The sequence below is a fragment of the Paenibacillus sp. FSL R5-0475 genome (assembly GCF_038004585.1).
In the GTDB taxonomy this organism is placed as follows: Bacteria; Bacillota; Bacilli; order Paenibacillales; family Paenibacillaceae; genus Paenibacillus_AQ.
Map to the genome: position 1 here is coordinate 270,720 of NZ_JBBORK010000001.1, position 13,310 is coordinate 284,029.

12 protein-coding genes are annotated in these 13,310 nt (G+C 46.0%); 11 read left to right on the forward strand and 1 reads right to left on the reverse strand.

The window, feature by feature from the left end; all coding sequences use genetic code 11:
- Nucleotides 1-78: 78 nt before the first annotated feature.
- The 5 genes from MKX41_RS01070 to MKX41_RS01090 all read left to right on the forward strand — a co-directional run bounded on the left by MKX41_RS01070 (nucleotide 79) and on the right by MKX41_RS01090 (nucleotide 4,535).
- The gene (locus tag MKX41_RS01070; RefSeq protein ID WP_076284247.1) at nucleotides 79-822 is read left to right on the forward strand and encodes an alpha/beta hydrolase; all 744 of its coding nucleotides are present in this window, start codon (nucleotides 79-81) and stop codon (nucleotides 820-822) included.
- 32 nt (nucleotides 823-854) lie between these two features.
- Nucleotides 855-1,619 carry an HAD family hydrolase gene (locus tag MKX41_RS01075; RefSeq protein ID WP_340968231.1) on the forward strand — a complete coding sequence of 255 codons (765 nt, stop codon included), beginning with the start codon at nucleotides 855-857 and terminating at the stop codon, nucleotides 1,617-1,619.
- A gap of 34 nt (nucleotides 1,620-1,653) precedes the next feature.
- A complete protein-coding gene (locus tag MKX41_RS01080) occupies nucleotides 1,654-2,394 on the forward strand; it encodes an NAD-dependent protein deacylase (RefSeq protein ID WP_076284245.1) in 741 nt (246 codons plus the stop codon).
- Nucleotides 2,395-2,499: 105 nt separating this feature from the next.
- Complete coding sequence (gene mgrA / locus MKX41_RS01085) at nucleotides 2,500-3,507, forward strand: L-glyceraldehyde 3-phosphate reductase (RefSeq protein WP_340968232.1); 1,008 nt, start codon at nucleotides 2,500-2,502, stop codon at nucleotides 3,505-3,507.
- Nucleotides 3,508-3,536: 29 nt separating this feature from the next.
- Nucleotides 3,537-4,535 (forward strand): aminoglycoside phosphotransferase family protein, encoded by a 999-nt coding sequence (locus MKX41_RS01090; protein WP_340968233.1) that lies wholly within the window; start codon nucleotides 3,537-3,539, stop codon nucleotides 4,533-4,535.
- Between the two features lie 86 nt (nucleotides 4,536-4,621).
- Here MKX41_RS01090 and MKX41_RS01095 read toward each other — a convergent pair whose 3' ends face one another.
- Entirely contained in the window at nucleotides 4,622-5,488 is an 867-nt protein-coding gene (locus MKX41_RS01095; protein WP_340968236.1) for an AraC family transcriptional regulator, read from the reverse strand.
- Between the two features lie 218 nt (nucleotides 5,489-5,706).
- Between MKX41_RS01095 and MKX41_RS01100 the strand changes: the two genes are divergently transcribed.
- The 6 genes from MKX41_RS01100 to MKX41_RS01125 all read left to right on the forward strand — a co-directional run bounded on the left by MKX41_RS01100 (nucleotide 5,707) and on the right by MKX41_RS01125 (nucleotide 13,298).
- Nucleotides 5,707-6,882 (forward strand): galactokinase, encoded by a 1,176-nt coding sequence (locus MKX41_RS01100; RefSeq protein WP_340968239.1) that lies wholly within the window; start codon nucleotides 5,707-5,709, stop codon nucleotides 6,880-6,882.
- A gap of 4 nt (nucleotides 6,883-6,886) precedes the next feature.
- Nucleotides 6,887-7,873 carry a UDP-glucose 4-epimerase GalE gene (gene galE / locus MKX41_RS01105; protein ID WP_340968242.1) on the forward strand — a complete coding sequence of 329 codons (987 nt, stop codon included), beginning with the start codon at nucleotides 6,887-6,889 and terminating at the stop codon, nucleotides 7,871-7,873.
- A 55-nt stretch (nucleotides 7,874-7,928) separates the two neighbouring features.
- Nucleotides 7,929-9,509: a UDP-glucose--hexose-1-phosphate uridylyltransferase gene (locus MKX41_RS01110; RefSeq protein WP_340968245.1), complete on the forward strand. Its 1,581-nt coding sequence runs from the start codon at nucleotides 7,929-7,931 to the stop codon at nucleotides 9,507-9,509.
- 224 nt (nucleotides 9,510-9,733) lie between these two features.
- The gene (locus MKX41_RS01115) at nucleotides 9,734-10,897 is read left to right on the forward strand and encodes an iron-containing alcohol dehydrogenase (RefSeq protein ID WP_340968246.1); all 1,164 of its coding nucleotides are present in this window, start codon (nucleotides 9,734-9,736) and stop codon (nucleotides 10,895-10,897) included.
- 290 nt (nucleotides 10,898-11,187) lie between these two features.
- Nucleotides 11,188-11,724: a protease gene (locus MKX41_RS01120; RefSeq protein ID WP_283910889.1), complete on the forward strand. Its 537-nt coding sequence runs from the start codon at nucleotides 11,188-11,190 to the stop codon at nucleotides 11,722-11,724.
- The gene (locus tag MKX41_RS01125) at nucleotides 11,724-13,298 is read left to right on the forward strand and encodes a flotillin family protein (protein WP_052404202.1); all 1,575 of its coding nucleotides are present in this window, start codon (nucleotides 11,724-11,726) and stop codon (nucleotides 13,296-13,298) included. The genes MKX41_RS01120 and MKX41_RS01125 overlap by 1 nt, the downstream gene beginning before the upstream one ends.
- The last annotated feature ends 12 nt before the right edge of the window (nucleotides 13,299-13,310 follow it).

Here is a 13,310-nt window from a genome sequence, read left to right on the forward strand (position 1 = left end):
GGCGATGTGTTGAAGGTTGTTAGAACAGTGGGTTTCTACTATAATTTTCTTATATGCAGTAACATCCGGGAGTGGAGCATGTTGAAGAAAAGAATAACTAAGCGTCGTATTGGTTTAATTGTACTAATCATTCTTGTTGTAGCCGGATTGCTGTTGTGGAAATATTTAACTCCGTATGCACCGGCTGAAGAAGCCGAAACTGCACTGATTTCAAGCGGTGGAGTTACAGTTGAACAGAATGAAAACTGGATTTCGTTCGAACCCTCCATTACTAAGGGGGCCTCGATCATATTTTACCCTGGAGCTCTGGTGAAACCAGAAGCTTACTCCCCACTGGCGAAGGGCATTGCTGCTGCGGGGCATCCGTTCTACATCGCTAAAATGCCGCTTAATTTAGCAGTAACAAAGGGCGATGCTGCAGAAGAGATTATTCGTGTGCATCCAAAGCAATCTTTTGTTCTAGGTGGGCATTCGCTTGGGGGTGTCATGGCGTCACGTTATGCGATTGAGCATGCGGACCAGCTGGAAGGTGTGTTTTTCCTGGCTTCTTATCCAGATGAAAAAGGTAGTCTGCGTGAGACTACTTTGTCAGTATTGTCGGTAGTGGGTACAGAGGATCAGGTTATTGACAGAGACAGCTACAACAAAGGACGTTCCTATTTGCCGGATAATACGGTTTATAGTTCAATCGTCGGTGGAAATCACGCTCAGTTTGGAAGCTATGGACCACAAAAAGGAGACGGGAAAGCAACCATTTCCGAAGAAGAACAGCAAAATGACACTGTGCGAGCCATGTTGGATTGGCTTGGGAATATCAGGTAGTCTTCGGTCTTTCCAACAAAGGGAGGATATTTATGCCAGAATTACAGATTAACGATGAATGCATTCCCTGTTCAGGAATATTGTTCGACAAAGATGGCACGTTATTGGATCTATTAGCCACTTGGGGGAATTGGGCCGAGCTTGTACTATGTGGAATGGAAAATCAGCTTGCGATTATGGGAACTGATTTTATCGTGGATCGGAGTAAAGTGCTAGGTACCCAGCATGATGCTTCAGGAAAGTTGATTGGTTATGATCCAGCAGGGCCGCTCACCATGGCTACAGAAGAAGAAAGTTATGGTGTGCTTGCATGGCAGCTGTATGCTGCTGGTGTTCCTTGGAATGAAGCGTTGACCCGTGTAAAGAGTATAGCTAAGGACGCTATGTATGAATTACGCAAACGCCGCACGGCACAACCTCTAGAAGGGCTTCTTCCTTTTCTGGAACAGTGCGCGGCTGCATCACTCAAGCTAGGGGTGGTTACCTCAGATGGCGCAAAGACCACTCAGGAGCATCTGGATTGGCTTGGTATTGCTCATTACTTCCATTCGGTAGTTACAAGAGACAGAGTATTAAATGGAAAACCCGCACCTGAAATGGCCGAATTAGCCTGCCGGGAGCTGGGGCTGTCTCCTGAAGTGACGATTATTATTGGTGACAGTAATGCAGATATGCAATTGGGTAAAGGTGCAGGCTTACGCCTCGCCGTTGGAATCTCCAACATGGGTGATGGAAATCACTTGATTGACGCAGATGTGATTATTTCTAGCTATAATGAGCTAAGGATCACCTACTGATCAGCATACTAATGGAAAGGATGTGCTACAACATATGGATCAATTGCAGACACTTGCTTCTTGGATTAAAGACTGTGACAACATCGTTTTTTTCGGAGGGGCAGGTACATCAACAGAGAGTGGGATCCCGGATTTCCGCTCGGCAGCAGGATTATACCAGACTCAGCACAATTCACCTTATCCGCCTGAAGTGATGCTGAGCCGAACTTTTTTTATGTCCTCACCGGACATTTTTTTTGATTTTTACCGCAGTAAAATGATTCATCCCGATGCTCGTCCGAATGGTGCACATCTGCTGCTTGCAGAGTTAGAACGGCAGGGCAAGCTTAAAGCAGTTATTACGCAAAATATTGATGGCCTACATCAGCTGGCGGGTAGCCAAAAGGTACTTGAGCTGCATGGTTCCATTCATCGTAACTATTGCATGGACTGCTCACGTTATTACGGGCTGGAGCAGCTCCTAAGTACCACTGAGATCGTCCCTCGCTGCCCCGAATGTGGTGGTATTATTAAGCCGGATGTTGTGCTATATGAAGAAGAATTGGACCACTCGGTGCTGGTGAGTTCTGTCGAAGCGATAGCAGCTGCAGATATGCTTATGATTGGTGGAACCTCTCTTACTGTCCAGCCTGCAGCTAGTCTAGTCACTTATTTCCGGGGCAAACGTACGGTGCTGCTGAATGGCGACCCGACACCTTTTGATGATCAAGCTGATCTTCTGATTACAGATCGGATTGGGAAAGTACTCGGCAGTGTAAAGGATCTGCTTGGTTAGAAGGGATAATCTCATGGCTTGTCGGTTGCCAGATTATTATTGCGCTTAGTAGTTTAAAGATAAGGTAGTACAGAAACAGCGTGTAATGAGGGGCAGGGATAAGCAATGGTATATGTAGCAAATGAAGCACGATATGAAGACATGCGTTATAACCGTTGCGGGAACTCAGGTCTTAAGCTTCCGGCAATCTCATTAGGACTATGGCAGAATTTTGGTGGAATTGATACTTACGAGAATGGCAGAGAAATGATCACTCGTGCTTTTGATCTTGGAATTACTCATTTTGATCTAGCCAACAACTATGGACCACCAGCGGGTTCAGCAGAAGAGCTCTTTGGTAAAGTGCTTGCAAGTGATATGGCTCCATATCGAGATGAAGTGGTGATTTCTACAAAAGCAGGGTACAACATGTGGCCCGGTCCTTATGGCGAATGGGGTTCGCGTAAATATATGCTGGCTAGTCTGGATCAGAGTCTGAAGCGGCTGGGCATAGATTATGTTGATATCTATTATTCGCATCGGCCGGACCCGGAAACACCTCTTGAAGAAACCATGCAGGCGCTCGACCATGCTGTGCGTTCCGGCAAAGCTCTGTATATAGGATTATCTAACTATACCGCGGAGCAGACGCTCGAAGCGGTTAGAATCTTGAACAGCTTAGGAACGCCGCTCTTAATTCATCAGCCGAGTTATTCTATGCTCGATCGCTGGATTGAGGGGAGTTTACAGGGTGTGCTGGAACAGAGCGGAGTTGGCAGTATCGCTTTTACACCTCTGGCTCAAGGATTGTTAACCAATAAGTATTTAAATGGAATCCCAGAAGGATCAAGAGCGGCCAAACCCTCTGCTGCGTTAAATGAGAGCCGAATTACACCGGATGTGAAGCGCAAGATCCACGCGTTAAATCAGCTTGCTGTTTCAAGAGGCCAGAGTTTGGCGCAGCTTGCACTAGCTTGGACACTACGTGATGGGAAGATTACTTCTGCATTGATAGGGGCTAGCAGAATTAGTCAGATTGAAGAGAATATAGCTGCACTTCAGCATTTGGAGTTCTCGCAGGCAGAATCGGATCGCATTGAGACTATTCTTCAAACGGAGAATGGAACTGGATGAAGACGTAGGTGAAGGGATGAGCTGCATCGATGGAGTTGCTTCAAGATGAGAACAAGGTGAAAGAGTGGGCCGAAGCCAACTCGGAATCTATAGGCTTAAATAGGTCGAAGATTGAGGCTAAGTATATTTGGAATCCTGGAGGGTTTGTAAACCAATCTTATCGCATAACGGATGGTCAAACCTTTCGTCATTTAAAACTCGCGCAAGAACAAAAAGCAGTGGGACTTAAACAGTGGGTTAAGATCAGTGAACATTTGACTTATAATTACAAGGCACCACGGTTGATTAGGGAGATTACACAAGAAATAACATCTGGTTATTCTTATGGTTTAGTGTTTGATTTTATCGAAGGTAAACCATTAAGCTCCATTTCCGATCCACTGCCAGTGGTTGAAAAGGTTCTGAGGTCCCTTCATCAATTACATGCGGATAAAGGAATTAGGATGGCAGTTGTAAGTGAGGATGAGGACTACAATTATGCCGCCGCATTTACTGACGAATACATCAATCGATTTGAAGAAGATCTGCAAATTATTAGAGCGGAAAAGCATTTGCTGGACTTCGTAACGGCGGACACTTTAGATTGGTTCGATACAGAAGTGGAAGCTTTGAGAATTATGGTTAGTCAGCACCCTTCTTTTCAGAGAAAGGCGTCGGACATCGTACACAATGATGTGAATTGGCAGAATATCTTAGTCAATGATAATAATGAATTTTGGATTATTGATTGGGATGACCTTACGGTTTTTGGAGACGCTGCAATGGATTATTCCGTACTACTTTGGCCGCTCTATAAATCAAAAGATTGGACTTACTGTAGGGATCTAGTTATTGATTTAGCAGGCCTTGCAATATTGGAACGGATTGAGTTTTATTTTAGAGCGAAGCTCCTTGATGATGTGATTGATGTTCTCGCTGACTATGTTGAAGCGGAGCAAGTGCCAGAACTGAAGGAAATGGCTCAGAAAAGGGCAAAAGAGATACATCTTCGTGCTTACCCTGAATATCTGAGTCTATATGCAACATAACCGAAGCTAACTGAAAGATCAGCTTAATAAAGGGATTCACATATTGGACTTGCCTAATATGTGAATCCCTTTTTCAAAGGCTTCCCTTACTGATTTGTCTTTTTTACATGTCTAGTCGTTGTGAGACGGTAAGCGGTGGGTGACTGAGCACAAAACCGTTTGAATTGGCGTGAGAAGTATAAAGCATCGGTGAGCCCCACGGATGCTGCTACCTGTTCCACGGACAGCTCGGGCCGTTCACGCAGCAGCTGTCTGGACTTTTCAATGCGCAGCTTCAGCAAGTAGGTCACCGGAGATAATCCGGTCTCTTGCTTAAATACACGGGATAGATAGGCCCGGTTATAGCCAAGAGTATCACACATTTGTTCAATGGATACTGGATGAGCATATTGGGAGGCCATGTAGTGGATCATTTGCTTCACAGTACGCTTAACCTGCGATTCAGCTCCAGGAAGACGGGAGAAGGAAGAGAGTAAATCTGCGGCTTCACCTACAATGAGATAAAGATACCCTAGAGAAGTTAGGTGTGCACTTTCTTTGTTTGCTTTGAAGGCTTGCATGATACTGGAAAGGGCACCTGGGATGACGCTATCACCCGTTGTAGTCACCACAGGTTTTTGAGGTGTAAAGCCTGTCTGCAGCACGAGGCTATCAGCCTCACTCCCAGTAAAAGCTGCCCAGCGATAGCACCAGGGCTGATTTTTATCCGAAACATAACTGACCAGCTGTCCTGGATGAATAAGGAAGCAGTCACCTTTTCCCAGTGCATATTGATGATGTTCAGTACGGAAAACACCTGAGCCAGACTCTATAAAGTGAAGTAAATAATAATCGTAAATCTTAGGGCCAGCTTGATGCATAGGAATCGTCTGACTTTGACCAGCAAACAGTACATGGAGAATTTGTTTATCGTAATATACGGGATTAGATCCTACGGAATAAGTATGCTCCATTTGAGACAGCCTTTCTTGTGTTATTGTCATTTTATGGCTTATAGTTTAGGGTGTATCATTTATTTGTGTAATTATTATATTATGGGAAGTCACATTTATCCATACATTACACACATGATTGCATTATCAGAGGATGACTGATTCTATTATAATGAATACATAAAGAACGCTTTACTTATTCCCACTGGCTGAAGCAGCGAAAGGATGGAGTGGCATTAATGAGCACACAGGAACTTAAAAAGAAATTCATCGAAAAGTACGGGGTAAGCGAGCAAGAAGCTCAAGTATTTTATGCACCAGGCCGTGTTAATCTCATTGGAGAGCACTTGGATTATAACGGTGGATACGTGCTGCCGGCAGCTTTGGAATTCGGAACAACATTGATTGTTCGTCCACGCAGTGACAGCAAAGTGAATTTTGCATCTACTAATTTTCCTTATGAAGCATCTATTGATTATAGTGAAATTGGCAAGGCCAAAACTGGAGAATGGATCGACTATCCGGTTGGAGTAATGGTTGAATTGGAGAAGAAAAACACTCCAGTATCTAAAGGTTACGATCTGCTGTTCCATGGTGATATTCCGAATGGCGCAGGCTTGTCCTCATCGGCTTCTCTTGAAGTCGTGACTGCTTATGCTTTCCTAACTCTCGAAGGCGGCGACACGGATACCGTTGAGATTGCACTCTTGTCTCAGCGTGCTGAGAACCAGTACGTAGGTGTAAACTCCGGAATTATGGATCAGTTCGCAGTTGCTAATGGCAAACGAGATCATGCAATCCTGTTAATGTGCGATACGCTTGAATATAATCTGGTACCTTTCATCACTGGTGCTTACAAACTGGTTATCGGCAACACGAACAAACGCAGAGGACTTGTAGATTCCAAGTACAATGAGCGTCGTCAGCAGTGTGATGAGGCCTTGTCTATTTTGCAAAAAGAAGTTCCTTCACTAGCTTATCTGGCACAGCTCAATCGTGAACAATTCGAAGCACATCAAGATAAAATCACCGATGAAATTGTTAGACGCCGCGCTCGCCATGTTGTGGAAGAGAATCAACGTGTACTAGAATCCGTTGAGGTCTTAAAGAACAATGATCTGAAGCAGTTTGGACAGTTCATGAATGACTCACATATCTCCTTGCGTGATTTGTATGAAGTTAGCTGTGAAGAGCTAGATATTATGGTTGAAGAAGCACAGCGTATTCCCGGTACACTGGGTTCTCGTATGACTGGTGCAGGTTTCGGTGGCTGTACTGTATCCTTGGTACATGAAGATGATGTAGAACGTTTCATTCGTGAAGTAGGCGAGGCATATACCACAAGATCTGGTTTGGTTGGTGAGTTCTACGTTTGCGGCATCGGTAATGGTGTCCAAGAATTGAAGGGAGTGTAATCAAATGGCAATTTTAGTAACAGGTGGAGCGGGGTATATTGGATCTCATACTGTAGCAGAGCTGTTGGATCGCGGCGAAGAAGTGGTCGTCATCGACAATCTGCTAACAGGGCATCGTGAGGCGCTACTGGGTGGCAAGCTGTACGAAGGCGATCTGCGTGATAAGGAGCTGCTTGGCAAGCTGTTCGCCGAGAATGAGATTGATGCGGTTATCCATTTTGCAGCAAGCTCTTTGGTTGGTGAAAGCATGAAGGACCCAGTGAAATATTATGACAACAACGTATACGGCACACAATGCCTTTTGGAAGCTATGCAAAAAGCTGGCGTGAACAAAATCGTGTTCTCGTCCACAGCTGCAACCTACGGTGAACCGGAAAAGGTGCCGATTGAAGAAACAGACCGTACCGAGCCAGCAAACGTATACGGTGAAACTAAGCTGACTATGGAACGCATGATGGCTTGGTTTGACAAAGTACTGGGTATCAAATACGTAGCACTACGTTACTTTAATGCTGCAGGTGCACATGCTAGTGGCAAAATCGGTGAAGACCATCGTCCGGAAAGTCATTTGGTTCCACTGGTATTGCAAACCGCTTTGAAGCAACGGGAGAGCATCGCCGTATTCGGAGACGACTATCCTACAGAAGACGGTACTTGTGTGCGTGACTACATTCATGTTAGCGATCTAGCTGACGCTCATGTTCGTGCGGTAACATACCTGCGTAGCGGAAGCAGCAGTAATATTTTCAACCTGGGTAATGGACTTGGCTTCTCGGTAAAACAGGTTATTGAAACATCGAAGAAGGTTACAGGACTAGAAATCCCTGTAGTTATTCAAGAACGCCGTGCTGGAGATCCGGCAGTGCTGGTAGCTTCCTCCGATAAAGCGCGCTCTATCCTTGGATGGAACCCTCAGCATGCTGACTTAGAGAATATCATTCAAAGCGCCTGGAACTGGCATTCTGCCAATCCGCAGGGGTACGGAGAATAAGGGGCTTTAGCATAGCTTAACTAGAGCATGAGACCCTACTTAAGGAGAATTGAAAATGCACAACGAGAATAAGGTTACGCCTGCTGGCCAGAAAGCCTTACATGCGATTGAGCAGCTAGTTCTGTTCGCACTACGTGAGCAGCTCATTGCTCCATCAGATGAAGACTATAGCCGTAATGTGCTGCTAGATCAGTTCGGATTTAGTGAGCCGTTCGATGGCGAGATCGATCAAAGTCCACTTACAGGTCCACAGGTTCCACTGGATGCACTGATTGATTATGGTTTTGAAATCGGATTGATTCCAGAGAATAGCGACACTTACCGTGACTTGCTGGATGCCAAGATTATGGGACTCCTAATGGCCCGTCCATCAGACGTAAATGCGGAGTTCAATCGTTTAGCTGCTGAAAAAGGTATCTCTGCGGCTACAGATCGCTTTTATAAATTAAGCATAGATTCCAACTATATTCGGATGGACCGGATTTCCAAGAATGTCTACTGGCTGCAAGATTCGCCTTACGGTGACATCGAGATGACAATCAATTTGTCCAAGCCTGAGAAGAGTCCGAAGGAAATTGCTATGGCCCGCTTGCTCCCGCCGCCGGTCTATCCAAAATGTCTGCTGTGCCGCGAGAATGTTGGGTATGCTGGTCGGGTTAATCATCCGCCGCGCCAGAACCTGCGTGTCATTCCACTTCAGCTGAATAATGAGAAATGGCTCTTTCAGTATTCGCCATATGTTTACTACAACGAGCACTGTATTGTATTCCATCATGATCATGTGCCAATGAAGCTTACCAAGGATACCTTGAAGCGGCTACTTAGCTTCGTGGAATCTTTCCCGCACTATTTTATTGGCTCGAATGCAGACTTGCCGATTGTTGGCGGATCGATTCTGACGCATGACCACTTTCAAGGTGGACGTCACACCTTTCCTATTCAGAAAGCACCTAAGGAAGATACGTTCACGCATGCATCTTATCCGGGTGTCAGCATTAATATCGTAAAATGGCCTATGTCCGTATTACGTTTGAATGGTGAAGATCCAGCGGTATTACTGGAGTGTGGCAATGCACTTTATGAAGCTTGGAAGGCGTATAGTGATCCTGATGCAGAAGTGTTGGCGTTCAGCGAAGTTGATGGTGAAGTGCAGCCTCATAATACCGTTACTCCAATCGTTCGTCGGGCAGAAGATGGCAGCTTCGAGATGGATCTCGTGCTGCGTAACAACCGGACTAACGAGCAATATCCTGAAGGGATTTTCCATCCCCATCGGGAGATGCACCATATCAAGAAAGAAAATATCGGCTTGATTGAGGTCATGGGACTCGCAATTCTGCCAGGTCGTCTGAAGGAAGAGCTCGATTCTATTGCGAGCATCCTTACAGGAGATCAAGCACTATTAGAAGCGGTGAAGAATGATCCTAGTCATCCACTTGCGCAGCACGCTGCTTGGGTTCAGGAGCTTGTAGAGCGTTTCGGAACGGCATTACAGCATGAAGAAGCCGTCAAGATTGTGCAGAACGAAGTCGGCATCAAGTTTACACATATTCTTGAACACGCGGGTGTCTATAAACGGACTCCGGAAGGGCAAGCTGCTTTCCGTCGTTTCGTGAAGAGCTTCGGCGCGATCTAAAGTTTGGAAAGGGGATGTCCTTAAGCCTGTAGGCTTAAGGACATCTTTTTTTTAGGTTATATATTTGGGGTCCCCGCAAAGTACCTGAGTTTGCATCGAAGCAAAGCACCACTTTGTGGGGATATTTATGTGGCTTGAAGCTAATCCATTTGAATGCGGCAATTCAGAGGTTTATAATACGAGTGAGCAAAACATTCTGAAATAACTAATGGAGGTTTACACATATGCGTAATTTTGATTTTTATAATCCTACCAAGCTGATTTTTGGACAGGGTACGCTGGAAGCGTTGAAGACTGAGGTTCCTAAGTACGGCAAGAATGTATTGTTGATGTACGGTGGCGGTAGTATCAAGCGTAGCGGTCTGTACGATAAGGTAATGGCTGAGCTGAGTGCAATAGATGCTGTGGTTACTGAACTCTCAGGCGTAGAGCCGAATCCACGCCTTTCCACCGTACATAAAGGTGTAGAGCTGTGTCACGAGCATAATATCGACCTCATCCTCGCTGTAGGCGGCGGTAGCGTGTTGGACTGCGCTAAAGCAGTTGCTGTTGGGGCGAAATATGATGGTGACATGTGGGACTTTGTTGAACGTAAGGCAGCTGCTCAAGACGCTCTCCCACTCGGTACAGTGCTGACGATGGCAGCTACAGGATCAGAAATGAATAGCGGCTCTGTAATCACCAACGAAGTGACCAAGGAAAAAATGGGCTGGGGCAGTATTCATGCATTCCCGGCATTTTCGATTCTTGACCCAGAGAATACCTTCACTCTGCCACGTGATCAGACGGTCTACGGCATGGTAGATATCATGTCTCATGTTCTGGAGCACTATTTCCATACTGATGGCAACACACCGGTACAAGACGGCTTCTGTGAGACTTTGCTACGTACGGTGATCGAAACCGCACCGAAGCTTATTGAAGATTTGAATAATTACGAACTGCGTGAGACGATCATGTATTGCGGCACAATGGCGCTTAACGGTATGGTTAGCATGGGTTTTGCAGGAGATTGGGCGACTCACAACATCGAGCACGCAGTATCAGCTGTATACGATATTCCACACGGTGGAGGCCTGGCCATTCTGTTCCCACAATGGATGAAATATAATATCGATACTGATCCTGCCCGTTTCCGCAAGCTTGCTGTAAACGTGTTTGGAGTTGATCCTGCGGGCAAGAACGATAAGGAAATAGGGCTGGAAGGAATTGAAGCGCTGCGTAGCTTCTGGGATTCCATTGGTGCACCGAAGACACTCGCTGATTATGATATTGATGACAGCGAGATCGGCAGTATGGCTGATAAGGCGGTTCGTTTCGGACCGTTTGGTAATTTCCGCAAGCTTGACCGTGAGGATGTAGTTGAAATTTATAAAATGGCTTTGTAAGTAAATTCTTCTACGAAAGAGACCCTTCGTCTTTAGTCTAGAAGATGTTATAGAACGTCAAAGAAGTGATTCTTCCATAATGGATGAATCGCTTCTTTGCGTTTATGCTCTACTGTGGATTTCTCCTCAACATCGTCCCTGATCTCCGCTGCTGCTGACCGCATTTTTCGTGCGTTTATCCTCAGAATGGAACTTTTATGGGTAAATATCCAAAGTTTGTGAAACCAATGACCTACTTTATTCGTTTAAAGTAATATGACAGTCCTGAATGAAGACAGGAGGAAGTAAATATGCAAACGCTGTATTTAGGCTGCTTGGCGCTAGGCGTCATATTTGCCATAGTCAGCGTCCTGGTGGGTGATGTGATCGGAGATGCTTTGCATGGAGTCTTTGATTTCGTATCCGTAGATTTTCTGAATCCCACCGTACTGGCAGGAGGAATAACCGTGTTCGGCGGAGCGGGCATTCTTCTAACCCGGTACAGCGCTCTGGAAGCTGGGGCGATCATTGCTTTATCTTTGTTAGCCGCCGCTTTTTTGGGAGTACTTATGTATCTAGGGGTGGTTAAGCCCATGGAAAAAAGCGAAATGTCCAATGGTTTCTCTATGAATGATCTGCCTGGCAAGATCGGGGAAATCACAATTCCTGTTCCCGCCACGGGTTATGGTGAGATTATGGTAAAGTTTGGCGCCGGTAATAGCCTGCATACGGCAGCAAGCTTTGATCATGAGCTGCTTCCGGCAGGGATTAAAGTTGTTGTAGTGGAGGTTAGAGAAGGCGTTGCATTGGTGTCAGAATTCGAAAAGAGAAGAGGAGTGGATCTTTAATGTTCGGTATTCCTGAGTATTTGTTAGTCCCTGCTGTTGTCGTTGCTGTTTTGTTTGTGCTAGGTATCGCATTCTGGGCACGTTACAAAACTGTTGGACCAGATGAAGGGATGATCGTAACGGGGTCGTTCTTGGGGAAAAATCATATTTCAGACGATGGATCTGGTCGTAAAATAAAGATAGTACGTGGGGGCGGGGCATTTATCCTCCCTATCTTTCAGAAAGCTGAATTTATGTCGCTTCTTTCTCATAAACTCGATGTGACGACCCCGGAAGTATACACCGAACAAGGGGTTCCGGTTATTGCTGACGGTGTAGCGATTATTAAAGTGGGTAGCTCGACTGAAGATGTGGCGACAGCCGCTGAGCAATTTATGGGCAAACCGATTGAAGCGCTGAAGAGCGAAGCACAAGAAGTTCTTGAGGGTCATCTGCGGGCCATTCTCGGTTCGATGACCGTTGAGGAAGTATATCGTAACCGTGACCGTTTTGCGCAAGAGGTTCAAGGCGTAGCGGCACGTGATCTTAAGAAAATGGGTCTGCAAATTGTTTCCTTTACTATCAAGGATGTCCGAGACAAACATGGATATCTTGACGCATTAGGTAAACCGCGGATAGCTGCAGTGAAGCGGGATGCAGAGATCGCTGAAGCAGAAGCAGTGCGGGATGCGAGAATTCAAAAGGCAAACGCTGAAGAGCAAGGGCAAAAAGCAGAACTGCTGCGGGATACGAATATCGCCGAAGCCTCCAAGGAAAACCAGCTTAAGGTGGCTGCGTTTAAACGGGATCAGGATACAGCGAAAGCGGAAGCCGACCAGGCTTATCATATTCAAGAGGCACGTGCAAAGCAGACCGTTGTTGAAGAACAGATGAAGGTTGAGCTGGTACGTAAGGAACGTGAAATCGATTTGCAAGCCAAAGAAATTCAAGTTCGCGAGAAGCAGTACGACGCAGAAGTGAAGAAAAAAGCGGAAGCGGATCGTTACGCAGTAGAGCAAGCGGCGGAAGCTGATAAGGCGAAGAGAATGCGTGAGGCAGATGCCTTGCAATATAGTATTGAAACGCAAGCTAAAGCGACAGCTGAGCAGAAGCGTCTTGAAGGTCAAGCGATGGCGGATGCAGAGCTGGCTAAAGGTACAGCGGATGCTGAGGTTATCCGGTTGCGCGGTCTAGCGGAAGCAGAAGCCAAAGAAAAGCTGGCGGAAGCTTTTCAGAAATTCGGCGAAGCAGCCGTGCTCGATATTATCGTCAAAATGCTGCCTGATTTGGCTGGCCAAATCGCGAAGCCGCTGGCATCCATTGATAAGCTTACGGTTGTAGATACCGGTAATGGTGAAGGTGCGGCACGTGTCAGCAACTATGTAACCCAGTTGATGTCTACGGCTCCTGAGATGCTGAAGAGCGTCTCTGGCATTGACGTAGAGGCCCTGATTAAAGGGCTGACGACTAGATCCTCAGGGTCAACTGGAAGCAAGGCTGTTCCGGTCACACCAGTGACCTCCATACAACCTCCAGCAGCATCGGGGGGAGCGAGCAAAGCTTCAACTTCTGTGGCTGAGCAACCTGAAGACTAGTTAAAGCAATAA